The organism is Hymenobacter segetis (genome assembly GCF_038448715.1).
GTDB lineage: Bacteria > Bacteroidota > Bacteroidia > Cytophagales > Hymenobacteraceae > Hymenobacter > Hymenobacter segetis.
The window spans coordinates 83,931-104,326 of sequence record NZ_JBCEVZ010000006.1 but is presented as its reverse complement, the minus strand read 5'-3'; the positions used below and the strand labels follow the sequence as shown (position 1 = coordinate 104,326).

Genomic DNA, 20,396 nt, shown 5'->3' with positions numbered 1-20,396 from the left:
GTTACAGCGTGCGCAACGTGGCCGCTCGGTTGAGCTTGCCCGTGGCCGTCATCTGGAATTCGGGCAGGTAGGTGAATTGCCGGGGCTGCTCATAGCGTCCTAGGCGGGCCGCCAGCAGGGTTTTGAGGTCATTTTCCTGCGTTTCCGTCAGCGGTTTTCCTTCAATAAAGGCCGTCACCACCTGGCCCAGCCGCTCATCGGGCTGCCCCGCCACAAAGCAGCGGCGCGACTGCCCGATTTCGGCCAAAGCCACATCCAGCACCAGTTCCACTTTTTCGGCCGGCACCTTCACGCCGCCCGAGTTTATCACAAAATCAGCCCGGCCCAGCCACTCAAACGTGTGCGCGTCGGCGCTCAATTGCACCACGTCGTTGGTGACGATGAGCTGGTCATCGGTCACGTCGCCGCGCAGCGTGAGGCAGCCGCGCTCATCCTGTCCCGCCGCAATGCCCGGCAGCACCCGGAACGTAGGCCCGGCCTGCGGGCCATTAAGCCGCCGCAAGGCCACGTGCGAGCAGGTTTCGGTCATGCCATACGTCAGCCACGCGGCGGCTTTCAGCGGCTGGAGTTCCTGCGTAAGCGCCGCATCGGCCGGCGCGCCACCTATCAGAAACGACTTCATTTTATCGAGCCGCGCAGCATGGCCAGCCGCCAGCACGGCTTTCAATTGCAAGGGCACGAAGGCCGAAAAATCAAATTTCGCATCCCCGGCCACGTAGGCAAACGGGTCGGCATGCGGCTCCACGATGGTGAGGTGCATGTTCCGTTCCAGTCCGCGCACCAGCATCATCATCCCGCCGATGTACTCGCAGTTGAGGCAAACCAAGGCGCGGTCGCCCGGCCCAAGGTCGAAGAAATCGGCCGTGCGGCGGGCCGAGGCTTCCAGCTGCCGCCGCCGCAGCACGATGGGCGACGGCGGCCCCGTGCTGCCCGAAGTGGTGAGGGTAAATTCCTGCGTCCCGTTCAGCCACTGCCGTACAAAGTCCAGCACCTTAGCCTCGTAGCCGTTCACGGGCGCATCAAGCTGAGCGGGATATTCACGGATGGCGGCGTAAGCGTATTCGCGGCCGTTGAGCAGGAGGGAAGTGGGCAGGTTGGCAGTCATGGCGCGAAAGTACGCCCGCCCGCCGGGTTGACTTTCCAGCGAAAATTCCGTATTATTACTGTATACTACTTCCTCAGCGCCATGCAATCCCACCCGCAACCCGCCGCTGCTGTGGCTCCCGTCGTCGGCAGCCCGCCCACCAAAATCCGCCGCTTCGAGCTGTCCGAAGTCAAGGCCCGCGCCAAAGCCATTAAAAAGGCCCGCAAACAGGAAGACCGGCGGTTCTTTTTCAGCTGGTGCGCCTGCCTGCACGCGATTGGGTTTAGCTATTAGCCCCGCCTATTGAGTGAGCTGCGCCGGGCGCTAGGGCTGCGCTTCCAGTCGTTTTATCATCGCCTTCATCTCGCCGATTTCGCGCTTTTGGGCAGTAATAATGCCATCGGCGAGCTTCCGTACTTCGGGGTCTTTAATGGTGGCCCGCTCGCTGGTGAGAATGGCAATGGAGTGGTGCGGAATCATGGCCTTCATCCAGGTAGTATCGTCCACGAAGGTTTGGGCACGCACCATCACCAGCGCGCCCACAAATAGTGTGAGGCTGGCCCCCATGATGATGCCGTTGGTAGTTTTGTTGGGGTACATCATGGGCATCATCAGCAGCATCACCACGGCCATGGCCGTCACCATCAGCACGGTCATGTAGAAGCGGGTGAGGCTGAAATAAACGTGGTCGAGCTCATATGTGTTGAGGTACATTACCACATACATCACCACAAACGACACAGCCAGCGTGAGCAGAAATTTGGGGTAGTGGCCGCCCTGCATCGGGGCATTGGGCATGGCCTGATTCGGCGAATCTGAATTCATAAATAGGGGGCGTTTATTCGAAAAAATCCGGGCTGCCAGCGTGGCCGCCTACTCCGAATAAACGCAAGCCCAAACGCGAGGTTGAGGCCCGAAGCAAGAATGCCCCGCGCCTCCGGAAGTGGAAGCGCGGGGCATTATCAAAATTCAAGGCTTAGAATCCTGCTACAAAAGCCGGATGCTAAGCCGCCAGCCTTACGGAAATTTTGGGAATTTCGAGAAGTCCGGCTGGCGCTTCTCCATGTAGGCGTTGCGGCCTTCCTTGGCCTCGTCGCTCAGGTAATAGAGCAGCGTAGCGTTGCCGGCCAACTCCTGAATGCCGGCCTGCCCATCCAGTTCGGCGTTGAAGCTCGACTTAAGCATCCGCAGCGAGAGCGGGCTTTTCTGGAGAATCTTGTGGCACCAGGCCACGGTAGTTTCTTCCAGCTTATCGAGCGGTACTACTTTGTTCACCAGGCCCATATCGAGAGCTTCCTGGGCGTCGTACTGGTCGCAGAGAAACCAGATTTCGCGGGCCTTCTTCTGGCCCACCACGCGGGCGAGGTAGGACGCGCCAAAGCCGCCATCGAACGAACCCACATTCGGGCCGGTCTGGCCGAAACGGGCGTTGTCGGCCGCAATGCTCAAATCACAAACGACGTGCAGCACGTGGCCGCCGCCGATGGCCCAGCCTGCCACCATGGCAATAACCGGCTTGGGGATGGAGCGAATGATTTTCTGCAGTTCCAGCACGTTGAGGCGGGGCACGGTGTCCTCGCCCACGTAGCCGCCGTGGCCGCGCACGCTCTGGTCGCCGCCCGAGCAGAAGGCCCGGCCGCCCTCACCGGTGAGGATGATAACGCCGATATCGGTGCGGTCCTGGCAGATGCGCATGGCCTCAATCATCTCCTGCACCGTGAGCGGCGTGAAGGCGTTGTGCACCTGCGGCCGGTTGATGCTGATTTTGGCGATGCCGCCAAACTGCGTGAAGAGAATTTCTTTGAACTCCTTAATCGGGGTCCAGACAATGGGTTCGGTCATAGGGAAGATGGGAAAAAGAACGTTAGGCGAATGCGGCTTTCACCGCACTACGGTATTCCTCAAAAAACGCCGCGTTGGTCTTCGAGTCCGTGAAGACTTCCAGAATGGCCGCGCCGGTTTCGGCTGCAAAGAAAACCGGTAGCGCGGCTTCAAGTTCTGCAAATGACGAAACCGGGAAGTAGCGCAGGTTAAAATCCTTGGCCGTGTTCTCGGCCGTGAGCAGTTGGCGCGTCTCAAAAAACTCGTCCAGTTCCGGCTGCTGGCGCGGCCCGTCAATGATGCGGAAGATGCCGCCACCGTGGTTGTTGAACAGCACCACCCGCAGGTTGGACAGCGGGTAATTGTGCCAGAAGGCGTTACGGTCATAGAAAAACGCCACGTCGCCAGTCATCAAAACCACCGGCCGCTCCGGCTGGGCCAGCGCCGCGCCCACGGCGGTGCTGGTGCAACCGTCGATGCCGCTGGTGCCGCGGTTGGCGAAAACTTCAATTTGCCGGCCTTGCGGGGCACCGAGAATATTGGCGTAGCGCACGGCCATGCTGTTGGCTAAGTGCAGCGCGGTAGTTTCTGGAATCGCGGCTATGGACTGCCGGAAGGCTGAAAACTCATTGAATGCAGGTGCTTCAGTTGCAAAAAAATGCGACAGAAAATTAGCCGCAGCGTCATCGACCTCCTGCCAGAGGGCAGTTTCGATGGGCTGGTTCTTGGCCGCTCCTTCCGATAGTTGCTGAAAGAAAACTGCTGGCGACACCCGCACCACCCGCGTGAGTGAGCGGAAAGTATCGGCCGCTTCGCCAGCATCTTGTATGTGCCAGTGCTGCGCCGGGGCTGCATCGCGCAAAAACAGTTTCAGGCTTTTCGAAATCAGCGACTGACCGAAGGTGATAAGTAAATCCGGTTTCAGCGCCGCCTTGTGGTCCTTGCTCAGGCCCGCCAGAAAAATATCCTGCCGCTGCACGTCTGCAACTTCGCCCACATTGGCAATGATATCGCCTACCACCGGCACCTGTCGTGCCGTCACAAATTCGTAAAGTGCCGAGAGTAACCCGGGGTTACCGGGCTGCTGACCGGTTACCACCACTACGTGGCCCGCCTCCCGCAGCAACTGGCGCAACTCCAGAATTTCAGCCGGCGAAAGCGTCGCGTTGGAAGCGTGCTCCCGGATAATTTTCACATCCTTATCATACCCAATTTCCTCGCCGGGCTTCGGATAAAACGGCTCCCGCAACGGCACGTTCACCTGCACCGGCCCGGCGGGCGCGGCTTGGGCCAGATTGATGGCCTCGTTCACGATGCGCGCCGAATGCCACTTGGCATCAGCGTGCGAAGTATCAACCGGAAACTCAAACTCGCCCTTGGCGTGCGCACCGTACAAATTGCGCTGCCGGATGGTCTGCCCATCGAGCTGGTCAATCCATTCCGGCGGGCGGTCGGCGGTGAAAATCACCAGCGGAATGTGCTGAAAAAAGGCCTCCGCCACGGCAGGAGCATAGTTGAGCCCTGCGGTTCCTGACGTGCACACCAGCGCCACTGCCCTACGTTGCGCCTGCGCAATGCCCAGGCCAATGAAGGCAGCGGCCCGCTCATCGGGCACCACGCGCACGTTCAAATCGGGGTGGCGCGCAAACGCCAGCGTAAGTGGGGCCGAGCGCGAGCCCGGCGACAAAACGACATCGGTAATGCCGTGTTGGGCGCAGATTTCGGCGATGTTATAAACAGCTTGCATCATTCTTAATCAATCAAATATCACTGAAGCGCCGCGCCCACGGTTTGCAATTTCATTTCGGTTTCCTGCCACTCGCGGGCCGGGTCTGAGTCGACGGTGAGGCCGGTACCGGCATAGAGAATGGCTTCGGTGGGGCGCAGTTGGAGGCAGCGCAGATTCACAAACAAGCGGGCGATGCCGGGCGCAGCCACGTTCACCGGCCCAAGGAAGCCGCTATAGTAGGCACGGTCGTAGCCCTCGTGGCGGCGCAGGAAATCGAGCGCTGCCGTTTTAGGCATGCCGCCCACGGCGGAGGTGGGGTGCAGCAACCGCAGCATATCGGTGCCCAGTGAGGCGGCGTTGGGCACGTTTTGCAGGTCCACTTCAAAGTCGGTACGCAGGTGCAGCAGCTGCCCGGCGGCCACGGTGCGCGGGCCGGTTTCGTGGTATTCACGCAGGCGCAGCTGCTTGAAACAGCTCACGATATAGCGGGCCACCAGCGCCTGCTCTTCAATCTCCTTCTGTCGCCAGATGGCATCCTGCGGGCGCGTGTCCGGCAGCAGCGGCTGCGTGCCGGCCAGCGCCATGGTATGAAAATGCCCGTCGGCCGTAACCTCGGCCAGCACCTCGGGCGAGGCTCCCAGCCAAGTGCCCAGGCCTGGCACACTCACCAGCGACACAAAGGCGCGCGGGTATTTTTCACTCAGTTCCGCGAATGCTGCCAGCGGGTCGAACCCCGGCGGCAGTGGGCGGCGGGCGGCACGGGAACTCACCACCTTCACCACTTCTTTGGCCTCGATGGCGGCCACGCCGCGCCGCACCAGGGCGGTGTATTCGGCCTCGGTGGCGGCGGGCGGGGCGGGCTGGATGCCATAGTGCCAGGCCAACTCGGGCGGCGTGGGCAGGCCCAGCCATGCGGTGAGGCCCGGCACCAGCTCGCGGGCGGCCGGGGCCACGGTCACGGCTTCGGGCTCGGCCAGGTCGTAGCCCACGTCGGCGGGTAAGAATAATGCCGGATTGTGGTCCGAATCGCGGAACGGGAAGAATGCGAAACCGGCCGGGGCCTGGGCATCCAGCGCGGGCGGCAGGCCAGTGAAGGCGGCTTCGAGGGAGCGGGCTACCAGCAGGCGCGGGTGCGCGGCCGCAGGCTCACGCCAGAGGGCCAGCGGACGGTTGGTGCGCAGCGCGCCGGCCACAAGGTGGCGAAGCCGGGTTGGGGCATCCATGCCCGCCGCCACCGCCGGCCAGGGTAGGTATCGAAGTTGACCAGCCTGCATTTAAACCGCCTTCGGGTTAGCCGCCGGCAAATCAATCACCGCCATGGTAATGCGGCTAATGCAGACCAGTACTCCGGTTTCTTCGTGCGAAATACGGATTTCCCACACCTGCGTGCTGCGGCCGATGTGTACCGGCGTGGCGCGGCCCAGCACCCAGCCATCGCGCACGCCTTTGAGGTGGTTGGCGTTGATTTCGAGGCCCACGCAGGCCTGCTTGGTGCGGTCCACGCGCATGGCGGCCGCTATGCTGCCCAGGGTTTCGGCAAACGCCACTGATGCCCCGCCGTGCAACAGGCCCATAGGCTGGTGGGTGCGGCCATCCACGGGCATCCGCCCTTCGATGTAATCATCAGTCACGGCGGTGATTTCCATGCCGAGGGCATCGGCCAGGGTGGGGCGGGAGGCCGTCCAGCGCTTTACTTCTTCCAGATTCATGCAGTGGTGATAAACGGTTAGCGGTTAGGGGTGAATGGGATGGTTTTACTCAAGTGTATCCTTCGTAAATAACTAATCATTCATCGCTAACCGTTAACCACTAAAAGTCAAACTCCGTACTTTGATTAATTGTTGACCGATTATAACGCAAAACTACCGCGAAAGTGAGGCCCCGGACCATCTTCCTTCTGCGCCACGGCCAGACCGATTTCAACGTGCGCGGCATCGTGCAGGGCAGCGGCGTGGATTCCAGCCTGAACGATACCGGCCGCCGCCAGGCGGCCCAGTTCTTCGCGGCCTACGGTCACGTGCCCTTCGATAAAGTATATACCTCAGCCCTGCGCCGCACCCAGGAGTCGGTGCAACAGTTCCTCGACCTTGGTCTGCCCCACGAAGCCCACGCTGGCCTCAACGAAATAAGCTGGGGCGTGCGCGAGGGCACCCGCATCACCATGGAAGAGGATGCCGAATACCGCCAAGTGCTGGCCGGCTGGGTAGCCGGCGACACCCACGCCCGCCTCACGGGCGGCGAAAGCCCAGAGGAAGTGGCCGCCCGCCAGCGCCCGTTCATCGAGCTGCTAAAGGCGCGGGAGGACGAAGAAACTGTCCTCGTCTGCATGCACGGCCGGGCCATGCGCGTCATGCTCTGTCAGCTGCTCAACTACCCGCTCAGCTGCATGGAAGGCTTCGAACACAGCAATTTATGCCTGTACAAGCTGGAGTACACCGGCTCGGTGTTCACTATTAAGAATTTCCTGGACGTGACGCACTTGCAGGCAGTAGGCTGATTTGGCTGCATATGCATAGACTGTCATGCAGAGCGTGGCGAAGCACCTTTACCGCAATAAGTAATTCTATTACAATAGGTTATTTGTGCTGTAAAGATGCTTCGCTACGCTCTGCATGACGTTCTTTATTCGTTCGATGAGCAAGTCCTTACATTCTCCCTATAATAACATTGCCCCCGCCAACTTTTCCGGCTAATTTTGGCTTTCTCAACTCTAGCGCTTCTATATCCGATGGCCGAAATCATAAAAATGCCCAAAATGAGCGACACGATGACCGAAGGGACCATCGCGGCTTGGCTCAAAAAAGTGGGTGATAAAGTTAAATCCGGGGACATCCTGGCCGAAGTCGAAACCGACAAAGCCACCATGGAGCTCGAAAACTACGAAGACGGCACTCTGCTCTACATCGGGCCGAAAGAGAAGGATTCTGTGCCGGTTGATGGCATTCTTGCCATTGTGGGCAAGGAAGGCGAAGACATTTCGGGCCTGCTGAACGGCCAGAGCGGCGGTGCCGCTCCGGCGGTTGCCCCCGCCCCGGCTCCCGCCGCCGAAGCTCCCAAAGCACCTGAAGCTGCTCCGGCTGCTGCGCCCGCTCCGGCTCCCGCGCCAGTTGCTGCTGCCCCCGCTGCTCCGGCCGCACCCGCCAATGGCAAGAAGGCCACGGTGGTTCGCATGCCCAAAATGAGCGACACGATGACCGAAGGCACCATTGCCGCCTGGTTGAAAAACGTGGGCGACAAAGTGAAATCGGGTGATGTGCTGGCCGAAGTCGAAACCGACAAAGCCACCATGGAGCTCGAAAACTACGAAGACGGCACCCTGCTCTACACCGGCCCCAAAGCCGGCGAAGCCGTTGCGGTTGATGGTATTCTGGCCATCATCGGTGAAGAAGGTGCTGACATTCAGGCGCTGCTCGGCGGTGGCTCGGCTCCGGCCGCTGCTCCCGCTGCCGCCCCGGCAGCTCCCGCCGCAGAAGCTGCTCCGGCCGCTGCTGCACCGGCTCAACCTGCCGCTGCTCCCGCCAACAACGGCCGCATCTTGGCCTCGCCGCTGGCCAAGAGCATTGCCAAGGAAAAAGGCATCAACCTCTCGCAGGTAGTAGGTAGCGGCGACAACGGCCGCATCGTGCAGCGCGACGTGGAGAATTTCCAGCCCTCCGGTGCTGCTGCCGCTCCCGCGCCGCAAGCTGCTCCGGCTGCTGCGCCCGCCCCGGCCGCCGCGCCACAGGCAGCTGCTCCGGCTCCCGCTGCCAGCGCTCCGGCCTCGACCGATACCTACACCGATACGCCCGTGTCGCAGATGCGCAAGGTGATTGCCAAGCGCCTCTCCGAGAGCCTGTTCACGGCCCCGCATTTCTATCTCACGATGGAAATCAACATGGACAAGGCCATGGAAGCCCGCGTGAAGCTCAACGAGCTGTCGCCGGTGAAACTGAGCTTCAATGACCTGGTGCTGAAGTCGGCGGCCATTGCCCTGCGCTCGCATCCGGCCGTGAATTCCTCGTGGCTCGGCGACCGCATCCGTCAGAACAAGGTCATCAACATCGGCGTGGCCGTGGCCGTGGACGAAGGCCTGCTGGTGCCGGTTATCCGCAACGCTGACCAGAAAGGCTTGGCTACCATCGCCAACGAGGTGAAAGAGTTGGCCGGCAAAGCCAAATCCAAGAAGCTGCAGCCCGCCGAGTGGGAGGGCAGCACCTTCACCATCTCGAACCTGGGCATGTTCGGCATCGATGAGTTCACCGCCATCATCAACCCGCCAGATGCCTGCATCCTGGCCGTGGGCGGCATCAAGCAAACCGCCATCGTGAAAGATGGCGCGCTCGCCATCGGCAACATCATGAAAGTGACGCTGAGCTGCGACCACCGCGTGGTGGACGGCGCTACCGGCGCGGCCTTCCTGCAAACGCTGAAAAGCCTGCTGGAAGACCCCATGCGTTTGATGATTTGATTGCCATTATAACGGCTTCGTAACGCATTATAAAAAAACCAGCCTGACCAGCTGGTTTTTTTATGCCAGTTGGAGTTAGCTTGCAAAAATTAAAATACATTGATGTAACGATTTAGCTTAACCATTTCACCAGCTTGCCCTATGAGAAACAGTCTACTAGTAACATCTATTTGCTTGGTGAGTGGCGTGGCCTGGGGCCAGAGCACTACCCTCACCGGCCAGGTGCAGGATGCGGCGGGGCAACCCGTAATCGGGGCCACGGTGGTGGAGAAGGGCACCAACAATGGCACATCTACCGGGCCGGATGGCCGGTTTTCGTTGCGTGCCCGCACAGCGCAGCCCCGCCTCGTCATTAGCTCGCTGGGCTACAGCACGCAGGAAGTAGGCACCGAAGGCGGGGCCGTGACCGTGAAGCTGGCCGAAAGCAGCACCAGCCTCGATGCGGTGCAGGTGGTGGGCTCGCGCAGCCAGAACCGCTCGGTGACTGATTCGCCTTCGCCGGTCGACATCATTGATGTGCGGGAGGTGACGGCCAAAACCGGGCAGCTCGACGTGAACCAGCTGCTGCAATTCGTGGCACCCTCATTCAACTCGAACCGCCAGACCGGGGCCGATGGAGCCGACCATGTGGACCCCGCCTCGCTGCGCGGCCTGGGCCCCGACCAAACCCTGGTGCTCGTGAACGGCAAGCGCTGGCATCAGTCGGCCCTCGTGAACCTGTTTGGCAGCCGGGGCCGGGGCAATACCGGTACCGATTTGAATACGATTCCGGCCGCCAGCATCGAGCGGATTGAGATTCTGCGCGACGGGGCCTCGGCCCAGTACGGCTCCGATGCCATTGCGGGCGTCATCAACATCGTGCTCAAAACCAGTGTGAATGAGCTGACGGCCAACGTGAACTACGGCGCTTACGATGCCAAGTACCGCTTCGACGACAAGAAATTCGACGGCGGCAACTTCAACGCCAACCTCAACTACGGGGTGGGCGTGGGCAAGGGCGGCTTCGTGAATGCGACCGTCGATTTCAACCAGCGCCAGCACACCCAGCGCGCCAACGTGCCCGCCCCGGACGGCATCCAGCGCCGCGAATACGGCGACCCCAAGGCCAGTAATGCTTCGGCCTACCTCAATAGCAAGCTGCCCATCAACGAGAATATTTACGCCTATGTGTTTGGCGGTGTGAACATTCGGAAGGGCGATGCCTACGCTTACACGCGCTTCCCGACCGTGACGGACGACAACGGGAACCCGATTCCCAACCCGCGCAGCAACCCCACGCTCTACCCCAACGGCTTCGACCCCATCATTACCAGCGACCTCACCGACGCGCACGGCGCGGTGGGCGTGCGCGGCACTTTTGGCGGGTTCGATGTAGACTTGAGCAACGGTTTCGGCTCGAACCGCTTCCACTACGGCGTGGATAACACGCTGAACGCCACGCTGGGCGCGGCCTCGCCCACGTCGTTCGACGCGGGCGGGTTTCAGCTGCAGCAAAACGTGGTGAACCTCAACCTGAGCCGCAACTACAAAACCGTGCTCCAGGGCCTGAACGTGGCCATCGGCAGCGAGTACCGCCGCGAGTGGTACCAGATTTTTGCCGGCGAGGAAGGCTCGTACCGCAAGTATCCCGGCCCATTGAGCGACCGGGCGGCCGGCTCACAGGGTTTCCCGGGTTTCCAACCGCGTAATGAGGTGAAGGCCAGCCGCGACAACATCGGGGTGTATGCCGATGCCGAGCTGGACGTGACCAAAGCCTTTTTGCTGGCGGGCGCGGTGCGTTTTGAGAACTACTCGGACTTCGGCAGCAGCGTGACCGGCAAGCTGGCCACCCGCCTGAAGCTGAGCGAAACATTCTCGCTGCGCGGGACCGTGAGCACCGGTTTCCGGGCCCCGTCGCTGGCCCAAATTAACTTCAATACCGTGTTTACCAACGTGGTGGGCGGGAAGCCGGTCGATATTCTGCTGGACCGCAATAACGGGCCGGTATCTAAAGCACTGGGCATTCCGGCGCTCACGCAGGAGCGGTCGCAGTCGGCCAGCGTGGGTTTCACGGGCCGCGCCGGCTCGGTGCTTAGCTTCACCGTCGATGGCTACTACATCCACATCAAGGACCGGATTGTGCTCACCGGCACGTTTGCCGACGATGACCCCGAAATCGGGACCATTTTGCAGGGGCTGAACGTGGGCCAGGCCCAGTTTTTCGCCAATGCGGTTTCGACCGATACCTGGGGACTCGATGCCGTGCTTGCTAATACCCTGGGGGTGGGAGCGGGCCGCCTCACCACCACGCTGGCCGCCAACCTCAACCGCCTGCTCATTGTGGGCAAGGCCAAGACCACGCCGCTGCTCACGGGCAAGGAAGAAATCTTCTTTGGCGAGCGGGAGCGGGCCTTTGTGAAAGCCTCCGCGCCGCCCTACAAGGTCAACCTGACGTTCGATTACAGCCTCGGCCGTTTTGGGGCGCTGGTGCGGCTGGTGCAGTTCGGCCACGTCTTGCTCTATGATTACAACGGCGACCCCAACAAGTACCGCGACCGCCTGACCACCGACGTGGCCCTGTCATATGCCCTCACCAACCAGCTGCGCCTGTCGGTGGGCTCGTCCAACATCTTCAACGTGTACCCCAGCTTCTTCAATCCCCAGGCCACCGAAAACGGCGGGGCCTGGGACGCCGTGCAAATGGGCAGCAACGGCCGGTTTTATTTCGCCAAGCTGCAGTTTCGGGTGAGCAAGCAGTAGGGACCCGGTAGGAAATAAGTGAAAAGTAACGTCATGCTGAACGCAGTCGAAGCATTTCTACCGCAGCAGTAATCCAACCGAAAGGATTTACTTGCGCGGTAGAGATGCTTCGACTTGGCTCCGCATGACGTTCTTTTTGTTTCAGCGGTGCGGCTGGGAATAGCCGTTGTATTTTTGCGGCCTTATGCAAGCAAAAATCCGCTCTACTACCGTCCTCGGCATTCGCCACAACGGCGAAATCGCCGTGGGGGCCGACGGCCAGGCCACCATGGACAAGCACGTAGCCAAAAACAACGTGCGTAAAATCCGCAAGCTCCAGGATGGCAAAGTTGTGACCGGTTTCGCCGGCTCCACGGCCGATGCCTTCATGCTGCTCGACCGTTTCGATGAGAAGCTGACCAGCTACGGCGGCAACCTCAAGCGCGCCGCCATTGAACTGGCCAAGGACTGGCGCAAAGACCAGTACCTGCGCAAGCTGGAAGCCATGATGGTGGTGGCCGATAAAGACGAGTTGCTAATCCTTAGCGGCACCGGCGACGTATTGGAGCCCGACTCCGACGTGGCCGCCATTGGCTCCGGCGCGATGTATGCGCAGGCTGCCGCGCTGGCCCTCAAGAAGCACGCGCCGCATTTAACGGCCCGCCAGATGGTGGAAGAAGGCCTGCACATCGCAGCCGATATCTGCATTTACACCAATCATAACTTGATGATTGAGTCGCCTTCGTAGCGCCTGTCATCGTTTGTAAAAGAACGGTCATGCTGAGCGCAGCCGAAGCATCTCTACCGCTTCGTTGCAACTACTTTGATAGTTACACGGTAGAGATGCTTCGGCTACGCTCAGCATGACCGTTCGAATAGCACAGCAATAAACATTCCCCCAACCCAATGCAAATCACCAACTTCCTCAAGCATCATTATCGCCACTTCAACGCTGCTGCGCTTATCGACGCGGCCGATGGCTACAACAAGCACCTCGCCGAGGGCGGCAAAATGATGATTACCCTGGCCGGGGCCATGAGCACCGCCGAAATGGGCATCCAGCTGGCCGAGCTGATTCGGCAGGACAAGGTGCAGATTATCAGCTGCACCGGCGCTAACCTGGAGGAGGATATCTTCAACCTGGTGGCTCACGATTTCTACGAGCGCGTGCCCAACTACCGCGACCTCACGCCCGCCGATGAGCAGGCCCTGCTGGAGCGCCACATGAACCGCGTGACCGATACCTGCATCCCCGAGGAAGAGGCCATGCGCCGCCTGGAGCACGTGGTATTGAAGTTCTGGGAGAAGGCCGACAGCGAAGGCAAAGCCTATTTCCCCCACGAGTTTTTCTACCAGATTCTGCTGAGCGGCGAGCTGGAGCAGTACTACCAGATTGACCCCAAAGACTCCTGGATGCTGGCGGCGGCCGAGAAAAACCTACCCATCATCTGCCCCGGTTGGGAAGATTCTACGCTCGGCAACATCTTCGCCGGCCACGTGATTTCGGGCGATATCAAGAACGTGCACACCATGCGCACGGGCATTCAGTACATGATTTACCTGGCCGAGTGGTACACCGCGCAGGCTACGGAAGAGAGCAAAGTGGGCTTCTTCCAGATTGGCGGCGGCATTGCCGGCGACTTCCCCATCTGCGTGGTGCCCATGCTGCACCAGGATTTGGGCCGCACCAGCGTGCCGCTGTGGGGCTATTTCTGCCAGATTTCGGACTCCACCACCAGCTACGGTAGCTATTCGGGCGCGGTGCCGAACGAGAAAATTACCTGGGGCAAGCTGGGCGAGAAAACGCCGAAGTTCATCATCGAAAGCGACGCTACCATCGTGGCTCCGCTGATTTTTGCCATCGTGCTGGGGCAATAATCGTTGCCTTGAATTGAAGCAAAAAAGCCCGCCGCTGAATTCAGCGGCGGGCTTTTTATTGTGTCCTGACCAACGCTATTTCTTCGTCACGCGCACGTCGACGCGGCGGTTTTGGGCGCGGCCTTCGGGGGTGTCGTTGCTGGCGATGGGGTGGGCGTCGCCGTAGCCTTCGGCGGTGATGCGGGCCCCGTCGATGCCATTGCTGACGACGGCTTGCCGCGCAATTTTGGCGCGGTCGTCGCTGAGGGCCATATTCATAACAGCTTTTCCTTTGTTATCGGTGTAGCCGCCGAATTTCAGGGTGGCCGTCGGGAAGGCTTTGAGGATGGCGGCCACGTTCTTCAGCTGGGCCTGCGACTCGGCGGTGAGGGTCGACTTGCCGGTGTTGAAGTACACGCGGTCGAGGCTCATCCAACCCTGGGTTTTGTCGGCGCTCACGGTCTGGGTTTTGTCGTTGAGGAAGTTGAACAGCCGCGACTCGAACGAGTTGCTGCCCACGTTCAGCACCGTGCCGTCGGGCAGCTTCACTTCGGTGTTGGCCCCGGTATCGTAGATGTAATTGCCGCTGGCGGCATCGTAGCGGCCGGTTGGGGCGGCAGCGGGGGCGGGAGCCGGCGGGACGGTCGTTATCGTGGTATCCGTGATGGTGGTGGTAGTGGCGGTGGGCTCGGTGGTTTCCGGGGTTTTGTTGCAGCTGCGCATGAAGTAGAACAATCCAGCCAGCACGGCCAGGGCGAGCAGCAGCAGCGGTAACCGACTGGGCGAGGTGGCGCGCGGTTCCACGTTGCGGAAGGCGGTGCGGCCGGCCTCGCCGGTGCGGTTGGCCGCCGCCGAAACCGTGTTGCCGATGCCGGCCGCCGCCCCGCCCAGGCCCAGGCCGGAAAGCATGGTGCCCAGGCCGCCCGGCAGGCCACTCAGCGCCCCCATGATGCTGCTGCGCTGGCTGCTGAGGTAGCTGCCGAAGCCGTTGGCATCCAGCTTATTTTCGGCGGCGTGCTTGCCCAGCAGGCCCAGCGCCACGGGCACGGCCATGCCCAGCAGGCTGCCGGTGGTGGACTCGCGCACGCCGGCTTGCTGGCTCACGCCTTCCACGGCCGCCGTGTAGTGCGTACCGAGCACGGAGCGCAGCAGCTCGGCCCCTTTGTTCAGCAGGCCGCCATCGGTGGCCGGCGCGGTGGTGTGCACGTTGCTGGTGCCGCCCAGCAGGCTGCCCAGGTTATTCAGAATGCCGTTGGTGTGCGCCTGACTGGCCAGGCCAAACAGCTCGGCGGTGCCACCGGGCTGCTGCGAGCGCGCAAAAAGCCCCCCCAACGCCAGCGGCACAATGCTGCGCAGGGCCGTGCCAATGCTGTTTTCGCTCTCCCCCAATGCCGTACTCGCCTGGCGTACGGTAGCGCCCCCGAAGTAATTCTGAACTAGTTCAAGCAGGTTCTGGCTCATGTCGATGGGTTGAAAAGTGAAAAGATGGGTCTGGGGGCGGTTGTGCTTTCCCCGCTTTCTTGAATTAAATATAGTTGTTTTTGTATAAATATAGGCAATGTGCTATGTTGGCATTTGATGGCTGCCGGGAAAATCGGTATTCGTCTATGAAGACTTGGCTACGCGAGCACCAAAAAGCAAAAGAGCCTGCCGCTGATGAAGCGACAGGCTCTTTTGTTACTGTGAATTTTATTTCCTTTCTAGTTCTGCAATTCTTTTCAGAACAGCAGTTCTATTCTTCGATGACAGCATCCATTTAGGAAGTCTGCTTTGTAAACTGGCGTTGTTCCACCCGTGTACTGTTTGGGTCCTTTCCCGCAGTTTTGCTTCTACATATTGCTTCAGCCAATTAAGGTGGTTCATGTTGTAGGCATAAAGTGTTTCATCCTTGCACGGAACCTGATACCACAGAGGGTAGCGAAAAAAGCAATCTACAGGCGGACCAAACAGAATCCCGTCATACTGTTCATAATTAAAATGAGCAGTTACAAAGGCATTAGGGTTGCCATCCCAGATTTTATAAAATGAGCAATTGGGGCATGAAAATTTAGCTTCCCAAACTTCCTTATAATGTGTCTTGACTACCCCTTTCGAGCCACATTTAGGGCACACAACTAGGATTTCATCCATGAAGTCACCTAAAGAACGATACTCGAAATACATAGTCAGAATTTAGGATGGTGAATTCAGCTGTGAAAAAGCTACGCCAGCTCCAATTCCCGCGTCTTCACCATGCCCACGGCCTCAAACGCCTGGCTCAAATCCAGCATCAAGTCCTGCGGGTCTTCGACGCCGATGCTCAGGCGAATCATTTGGGCAGTGATGCCCATTTCGGCCTGCTCGGGCACCGAGATATCGGAGTGGGTCATGGTGGCGGGGTGCTCGGCGAGGCTTTCGGTGCCGCCGAGGCTCACGGCCAGTTTGATTAGGCGCAGGGCATTCAGGAAGCGGAAGGCTTCGGGCTCGCCGCCTTTGATGTCGAAGGAAATCATGGAGCCGGGCGAGAGGCAGTGGCGGCGGTAGATATCCTGCTGAACGGGGTTGTGCTCCAGGTGCGTGAGGTAGTAGGTGTTCGCCACCAGCGGGTGGGCGCGGAGCCAGTCGGCGATGATTTGGGCGGAGTGGGCGGCGCGCTCCATGCGCAGCTTGAGGGTTTCGAGGGAGCGCATGAGCATCCAGCCGGTGTTGGGGTCGCACATGGTGCCCATGAAGGTGCGCATGGCTTTTATCTCCTTCATGAGGGGCTTGCTGGCCAGGGCCGCGCCCGCGATGAGGTCGGAATGCCCGCCCAGGAACTTGGTGGCGGAGTAGAGCACCACATCGGCTCCGTGCTTGAGGGGGTGCTGGAAAACGGGCCCGAGGAAGGTATTATCGACCACGAGGCGCACGGGCTTGTCGGCCGTGGAATACTTGCGGGCCAGGGCCCCGCAGGCTTCCAGGTCGATGAGGTGGTTGGTGGGGTTGGCGGGGGTTTCCACGAAAATCATGGCCAGGCTGCCGGGCGCAAGGGCGGCGGCCAGGGCTTCCATTTCGGCCGGCGTGGCGTGGGGGCGGAAGCCCACGGCCGTGATGCCGAACTTGCGCAGCACGTTTTTCAGGAAGAAATCGGAGCCGCCATATACCGGCTCGGAGTGCAGCACCACGTCGCCGGGCTGGAGCAGGGCCAGCAGCGTGGTGCTGATGGCGGCCATGCCGCTGGCGAAGCTGGCGGCGTCCTCGGCCCCGTCCCAAAGGCAAAGGCGGTGCTCCAGAATCTCCAGGCTGGGGTTGTTGAGGCGGGAGTAGATGAGGCCCATTTCCTCGTCGGGGCCTTGCTGGCGCAGGCCGTAGGCCAGCTCGAAGAAGGCCTTGCCCTCCTCGGCGCTGTTGAAGACGAAGGTGGAGGTTTGGAAAATGGGCGGCTTGATGGCGCCCTCGCTCCAGGCGGGGGTGTAGCCGTAGCTCATCATGAGGCTTTCGGGGCGCAGCTTTTGGCCGCCGATGCGGGCTTGGTCGTGCAGGGTGGGCATGAAGTGGGGGTTGGGTGGGAGTGAGGAAATAAAGTGGGGCGAAGGTAGGATTTTGTTTTGAGGAAGGGCACAAAAAAGCCCCGCCGCTGGGGAGCGGCGGGGCGTAGGATGTATTGATGGTGCGGGCCTGCGGCCCGTGCCCACTAGTAGCGGGCCTCCGGCCCGCGACGTGAGGACGACACCGTGGTGAATCGTTTAACGATTGCAGGCCAGAGGCCTGCTACTAGTCGGCACGCGCCGCAGGCCCGCGCCATCCGACGCTACTATTCGCGCTATTTTTTCAGCGCCGTCGGCGTGAAAATCTTCGGGTCATACAGCGCCTTCACGTCGTCGGGGGTGTCGATGTGCAGCGTGATTTGGTCGAGCAAATTCAGCTTGAGCTGGCGGGCGGCGGCTTTGCGCAGCTTTTTTTCCTCCTTGCTGTCGCCCTGCACTTCGCCTTTGCTCTCGCCCTGGGTGCCGCGGGCAACGGCGTAGTTTTTCTTGAATTTGAAGGCGCGGTCGGCCAGCTCGGCCCCGAGGTCATCCTTATAGGTGGCGGTGAGGGTAGCCACGCGGTCGAGCAGGGTAGGCAGGTCTTTGAGCGTGACGCTGCTGTACTCCGAGCGACCGTGGGGCAGGAATTCGGCCAGGGCCTGGGGGTTGGATTTCTGGCGGCCGAAGACGTATTGCACGTCCACGAGCAGCTCTGTTTTGGCAAACTCCTTGAAGTCGGCCCGCAGCTTTTCCACGGCGTCGGTATTACCGCCGCGCGTGCCCACGGTCACGTCCTGGTCGCCCAAGAGGGCGGCGTAGGCATCGTAGTGGGGTTTGAGGGCGGCAATCATGGCCGTGTAGCGGCCGTCTTGGTTCTGGCCGGGCCATCCGGGTGAGGGTGCCGTCCATGAGGTCGCGGAAGTCCTCGCGGGCCAGGTTTTTGGTAGCGAACGGGTTTTTGAGAAAAGGAAGGAACATGAGCAGGAATTGGATAAATGGTTGACCGGCAAGGTAGGGAAATAAGCCGGTCGGCCAATTATTCTGTTTAAAATCCTGCTTCCAAACGTTTGGAAGTTGAGTTTTGGGGCCAATGTTCCTTCCAAACGTTTGGGATGGAGGAATTGGGGCCAATGTTCCTTCCAAACGTTTGGGATGGAGGAATTGGAGCCAAATGTCCTTTCCAAACGTTTGGAAGTCGGGTTTTGAGGCAAAATGTGCCTTTCAAATGTTTGGGAGGGAGGAATTGGGGCTAATTGTGCCTTGCCAAACGTTTGGAAAGGGATAAATTCATAATTCAACCGCCATAAGTTTATTGCCTATAGGAGCATCGGATTCGTTGAACTGACACCAAACAGGGCATTGATTCGGGGTTGGACAGCCCAGATGCCAATTGGGAAAAACCAGATTATAAAAATCTCGCCGAGGTAATCCGCGAATACTACCGGACGTTGCAACTCGGTCGCTTTTAAAGATTTCGCGTTAAAATAAATGCAGTAAAAAATGCCGGCCATCGACAACAGGTGGAGCGGAATGATAACTGCGAGGGCCGATGCCGTCAGCCCATTCGTAGCCCCAAGCGGTGCGCCGAACATGTCTGCAATGATTAATGTAATGTAGGCAGAGGGGATGAACAAGGCTATTTTAAAGCGGGTTATGTTCATCGACACGGTAGGGGGAAGCTTTTGTTGTAAGCCAGTTGCTAACGCATAAAGCCAACTGAAGAAAACGCCTACAAATAATAAAAGCATCGCTGCGAATACCCGAAAGGAGAAATAGTCGCCCGATGCATGTGTACTAATCGTAACAAAGTCAGCAGTAAGAACAGGAATGAATAATAGCGTGAAAAGCTGCCAGTGTTTAATCTTTAATAAAAATTTCATTATTGAATGTGTGGTCAGAATAAGAATTCAGATGCTACCTCAGTCTCACGAATAGCCGCATAGCAAGTTTTTCAAAGATATGCCCCCTATCCCCAAAAAAATCCTGGCCCGCCAGCACGAAATCACCGCCGATTTCCGGCGCGAAGTCGACCAGCACATCGCTGACATCGTGGCCGGCCGGGCCACCGAAATGTGGGAAGTGCGCGACCTGGCCGCCCGGCTCTGCATCCACCCCACGCACCTGAGCAATACCCTCAAGCTCACCACCGGGCATTCGCCGTGCTTCTATTTCGAGGCCCGCATCATGGACGCGGCGCGCGCGCTGCTGCTCGACCCGCACCACCCCGTAGCCGCCGTGGCCGCCACCCTCACCTTCGACCCCTCCAATTTCACCAAGTTTTTCAAGCGCTTCCAGGGCTGCACCCCCAAGCAGTACCGCGAGCAGGCCTGGGCCGCCCAACGCGCCGAAATTGCGGAAGCTGTCACCATTTAAACGGAACTACTCACCATAAATCCGGGGGCCAGGGGCCGGACCTTTGCCTCATCATTCACCCCAACGAAATTGATTCGATGAGCACCTCCAAAATCGCCCTCGTCACCGGCGGCAGCCGTGGCTTGGGCAAAAACATGGCCCTGAGTCTCGCCAAAAAAGGCATCAGCGTCATCCTCACCTACCACAGCCAGCAGGCTGAAGCCGCCAGTGTAGTGGCCGAAATCCAGGCCCTGGGCCAGCAGGCCATGGCTTTGCAGCTCGATGCGTCCAATGTGGCCGGCTTCGATGCCTTCTTCGCCCAGGTCAAAACCGCGCTGCACGACACCTTCCAGGCCGAGCAGTTCGACTTCCTGATAAACAACGCCGGCACCGGCCTGCACGCCAGCTTCGCCGACACCACCGAGGCGCAGTTCGACGCCGTGATGAACATCCACCTCAAAGGCCCCTACTTCCTCACCCAAAAGGCCCTGCCACTGCTGGCCGACGGCGGGCGCATCATCAACATTTCCTCGGGGCTGGCCCGGTTTGCGCTGCCCGGCTCGTCGGCCTACGCCGCCATGAAAGGGGCCATCGAAGTCCTGACCCGCTACCAGGCCAAGGAGCTGGGCGCGCGCGGCATCGCGGCCAATGTAGTAGCCCCCGGTGCCATCGAAACCGATTTTGGCGGCGGCGTGGTGCGCGACAATGCCCAACTCAACGCCTTCGTGGCCTCCCAAACGGCCCTCGGCCGCACCGGCCAGCCGGAGGATATCGGCGGCGTGGTGGCCTTCCTCTGCACCGAAGAAGGCCGCTGGCTGAACGCCCAGCGGCTGGAGGCGTCGGGCGGGATGTTCGTGTAGGGGGCGAACCGGAACTGACTGAACGTCATGCAGAGCGCAGCGA

At 60.0% G+C, this 20,396-nt stretch carries 19 protein-coding genes; 8 read left to right on the top strand and 11 right to left on the bottom strand.

Going from position 1 to position 20,396, the window contains the following annotated elements; genetic code table 11:
• Position 1 precedes the first annotated feature (1 nt).
• Positions 2–1,105: an AMP-binding protein gene (locus AAFH49_RS04460; RefSeq protein WP_342296299.1), complete on the bottom strand. Its 1,104-nt coding sequence runs from the start codon at positions 1,103–1,105 to the stop codon at positions 2–4.
• 81 nt (positions 1,106–1,186) lie between these two features.
• On the opposite strand from AAFH49_RS04460, the gene AAFH49_RS04455 reads away from it, so the two are divergent.
• The gene (locus AAFH49_RS04455; protein ID WP_342296298.1) at positions 1,187–1,378 is read left to right on the top strand and encodes a hypothetical protein; all 192 of its coding nucleotides are present in this window, start codon (positions 1,187–1,189) and stop codon (positions 1,376–1,378) included.
• Positions 1,379–1,408: 30 nt separating this feature from the next.
• On the opposite strand, the gene AAFH49_RS04450 is transcribed toward AAFH49_RS04455, so the two are convergent.
• The 5 genes from AAFH49_RS04450 to AAFH49_RS04430 all read right to left on the bottom strand — a co-directional run bounded on the left by AAFH49_RS04450 (position 1,409) and on the right by AAFH49_RS04430 (position 6,343).
• A complete protein-coding gene (locus AAFH49_RS04450; RefSeq protein WP_342296297.1) occupies positions 1,409–1,909 on the bottom strand; it encodes a DUF305 domain-containing protein in 501 nt (166 codons plus the stop codon).
• 192 nt (positions 1,910–2,101) lie between these two features.
• Complete coding sequence (gene menB / locus AAFH49_RS04445) at positions 2,102–2,926, bottom strand: 1,4-dihydroxy-2-naphthoyl-CoA synthase (protein ID WP_342296296.1); 825 nt, start codon at positions 2,924–2,926, stop codon at positions 2,102–2,104.
• A 22-nt stretch (positions 2,927–2,948) separates the two neighbouring features.
• Positions 2,949–4,655, bottom strand: a complete 1,707-nt coding sequence (menD, locus tag AAFH49_RS04440) for a 2-succinyl-5-enolpyruvyl-6-hydroxy-3-cyclohexene-1-carboxylic-acid synthase (protein ID WP_342296295.1) — start codon at positions 4,653–4,655, stop codon at positions 2,949–2,951.
• A gap of 17 nt (positions 4,656–4,672) precedes the next feature.
• Entirely contained in the window at positions 4,673–5,908 is a 1,236-nt protein-coding gene (locus tag AAFH49_RS04435) for a chorismate-binding protein (RefSeq protein WP_342296294.1), read from the bottom strand.
• Positions 5,909–6,343 carry a hotdog fold thioesterase gene (locus tag AAFH49_RS04430; RefSeq protein WP_342296293.1) on the bottom strand — a complete coding sequence of 145 codons (435 nt, stop codon included), beginning with the start codon at positions 6,341–6,343 and terminating at the stop codon, positions 5,909–5,911.
• A gap of 164 nt (positions 6,344–6,507) precedes the next feature.
• On the opposite strand from AAFH49_RS04430, the gene AAFH49_RS04425 reads away from it, so the two are divergent.
• From AAFH49_RS04425 to AAFH49_RS04405, 5 genes are all read left to right on the top strand, one after another.
• Positions 6,508–7,131, top strand: a complete 624-nt coding sequence (locus AAFH49_RS04425) for a histidine phosphatase family protein (RefSeq protein ID WP_342296292.1) — start codon at positions 6,508–6,510, stop codon at positions 7,129–7,131.
• A 231-nt stretch (positions 7,132–7,362) separates the two neighbouring features.
• Complete coding sequence (locus AAFH49_RS04420) at positions 7,363–9,081, top strand: pyruvate dehydrogenase complex dihydrolipoamide acetyltransferase (RefSeq protein ID WP_342296291.1); 1,719 nt, start codon at positions 7,363–7,365, stop codon at positions 9,079–9,081.
• 141 nt (positions 9,082–9,222) lie between these two features.
• A complete protein-coding gene (locus AAFH49_RS04415) occupies positions 9,223–11,820 on the top strand; it encodes a TonB-dependent receptor (RefSeq protein WP_342296290.1) in 2,598 nt (865 codons plus the stop codon).
• A 184-nt stretch (positions 11,821–12,004) separates the two neighbouring features.
• Positions 12,005–12,547 carry an ATP-dependent protease subunit HslV gene (gene hslV / locus AAFH49_RS04410; protein ID WP_342296289.1) on the top strand — a complete coding sequence of 181 codons (543 nt, stop codon included), beginning with the start codon at positions 12,005–12,007 and terminating at the stop codon, positions 12,545–12,547.
• Positions 12,548–12,705: 158 nt separating this feature from the next.
• Complete coding sequence (locus AAFH49_RS04405; protein WP_342296288.1) at positions 12,706–13,677, top strand: deoxyhypusine synthase family protein; 972 nt, start codon at positions 12,706–12,708, stop codon at positions 13,675–13,677.
• 75 nt (positions 13,678–13,752) lie between these two features.
• On the opposite strand, the gene AAFH49_RS04400 is transcribed toward AAFH49_RS04405, so the two are convergent.
• The 5 genes from AAFH49_RS04400 to AAFH49_RS04380 all read right to left on the bottom strand — a co-directional run bounded on the left by AAFH49_RS04400 (position 13,753) and on the right by AAFH49_RS04380 (position 19,021).
• Positions 13,753–15,117, bottom strand: coding sequence for a DUF937 domain-containing protein (locus AAFH49_RS04400; protein WP_342296287.1), 1,365 nt, complete (start codon positions 15,115–15,117; stop codon positions 13,753–13,755).
• Positions 15,118–15,345: 228 nt separating this feature from the next.
• Positions 15,346–15,819 carry a hypothetical protein gene (locus tag AAFH49_RS04395; RefSeq protein WP_342296286.1) on the bottom strand — a complete coding sequence of 158 codons (474 nt, stop codon included), beginning with the start codon at positions 15,817–15,819 and terminating at the stop codon, positions 15,346–15,348.
• 38 nt (positions 15,820–15,857) lie between these two features.
• On the bottom strand, positions 15,858–17,165 hold the full coding sequence (locus tag AAFH49_RS04390) for a cystathionine gamma-synthase family protein (RefSeq protein WP_342296285.1): 1,308 nt from the start codon (positions 17,163–17,165) through the stop codon (positions 15,858–15,860).
• A 272-nt stretch (positions 17,166–17,437) separates the two neighbouring features.
• Positions 17,438–17,992, bottom strand: coding sequence for a hypothetical protein (locus AAFH49_RS04385; protein WP_342296284.1), 555 nt, complete (start codon positions 17,990–17,992; stop codon positions 17,438–17,440).
• Between the two features lie 465 nt (positions 17,993–18,457).
• The gene (locus tag AAFH49_RS04380; protein WP_342296283.1) at positions 18,458–19,021 is read right to left on the bottom strand and encodes a hypothetical protein; all 564 of its coding nucleotides are present in this window, start codon (positions 19,019–19,021) and stop codon (positions 18,458–18,460) included.
• Positions 19,022–19,100: 79 nt separating this feature from the next.
• Here AAFH49_RS04380 and AAFH49_RS04375 point away from each other — a divergent pair, with 79 nt between their 5' ends.
• Together AAFH49_RS04375 and AAFH49_RS04370 are read left to right on the top strand one after the other, a co-directional pair.
• Positions 19,101–19,514, top strand: a complete 414-nt coding sequence (locus tag AAFH49_RS04375; RefSeq protein WP_342296282.1) for a helix-turn-helix transcriptional regulator — start codon at positions 19,101–19,103, stop codon at positions 19,512–19,514.
• A 77-nt stretch (positions 19,515–19,591) separates the two neighbouring features.
• Positions 19,592–20,353 carry an SDR family oxidoreductase gene (locus AAFH49_RS04370; RefSeq protein ID WP_342296281.1) on the top strand — a complete coding sequence of 254 codons (762 nt, stop codon included), beginning with the start codon at positions 19,592–19,594 and terminating at the stop codon, positions 20,351–20,353.
• Positions 20,354–20,396 lie beyond the last annotated feature (43 nt).

Excerpts from the sequence above, each read along its gene's own strand:
- AAFH49_RS04460 (WP_342296299.1), bottom strand. The coding sequence starts at position 1,105 with ATGACTGCCAACCTGCCCACTTCCCTCCTGCTCAACGGCCGCGAATAC.
- AAFH49_RS04455 (WP_342296298.1), top strand. The coding sequence starts at position 1,187 with ATGCAATCCCACCCGCAACCCGCCGCTGCTGTGGCTCCCGTCGTCGGC.
- AAFH49_RS04450 (WP_342296297.1), bottom strand. The coding sequence starts at position 1,909 with ATGAATTCAGATTCGCCGAATCAGGCCATGCCCAATGCCCCGATGCAG.
- menB (WP_342296296.1), bottom strand. The coding sequence starts at position 2,926 with ATGACCGAACCCATTGTCTGGACCCCGATTAAGGAGTTCAAAGAAATT.
- menD (WP_342296295.1), bottom strand. The coding sequence starts at position 4,655 with ATGATGCAAGCTGTTTATAACATCGCCGAAATCTGCGCCCAACACGGC.
- AAFH49_RS04435 (WP_342296294.1), bottom strand. The coding sequence starts at position 5,908 with ATGCAGGCTGGTCAACTTCGATACCTACCCTGGCCGGCGGTGGCGGCG.
- AAFH49_RS04430 (WP_342296293.1), bottom strand. The coding sequence starts at position 6,343 with ATGAATCTGGAAGAAGTAAAGCGCTGGACGGCCTCCCGCCCCACCCTG.
- AAFH49_RS04420 (WP_342296291.1), top strand. The coding sequence starts at position 7,363 with ATGGCCGAAATCATAAAAATGCCCAAAATGAGCGACACGATGACCGAA.
- AAFH49_RS04415 (WP_342296290.1), top strand. The coding sequence starts at position 9,223 with ATGAGAAACAGTCTACTAGTAACATCTATTTGCTTGGTGAGTGGCGTG.
- hslV (WP_342296289.1), top strand. The coding sequence starts at position 12,005 with ATGCAAGCAAAAATCCGCTCTACTACCGTCCTCGGCATTCGCCACAAC.
- AAFH49_RS04405 (WP_342296288.1), top strand. The coding sequence starts at position 12,706 with ATGCAAATCACCAACTTCCTCAAGCATCATTATCGCCACTTCAACGCT.
- AAFH49_RS04400 (WP_342296287.1), bottom strand. The coding sequence starts at position 15,117 with ATGAGCCAGAACCTGCTTGAACTAGTTCAGAATTACTTCGGGGGCGCT.
- AAFH49_RS04395 (WP_342296286.1), bottom strand. The coding sequence starts at position 15,819 with ATGTATTTCGAGTATCGTTCTTTAGGTGACTTCATGGATGAAATCCTA.
- AAFH49_RS04390 (WP_342296285.1), bottom strand. The coding sequence starts at position 17,165 with ATGCCCACCCTGCACGACCAAGCCCGCATCGGCGGCCAAAAGCTGCGC.
- AAFH49_RS04385 (WP_342296284.1), bottom strand. The coding sequence starts at position 17,992 with ATGATTGCCGCCCTCAAACCCCACTACGATGCCTACGCCGCCCTCTTG.
- AAFH49_RS04380 (WP_342296283.1), bottom strand. The coding sequence starts at position 19,021 with ATGAAATTTTTATTAAAGATTAAACACTGGCAGCTTTTCACGCTATTA.
- AAFH49_RS04375 (WP_342296282.1), top strand. The coding sequence starts at position 19,101 with ATGCCCCCTATCCCCAAAAAAATCCTGGCCCGCCAGCACGAAATCACC.
- AAFH49_RS04370 (WP_342296281.1), top strand. The coding sequence starts at position 19,592 with ATGAGCACCTCCAAAATCGCCCTCGTCACCGGCGGCAGCCGTGGCTTG.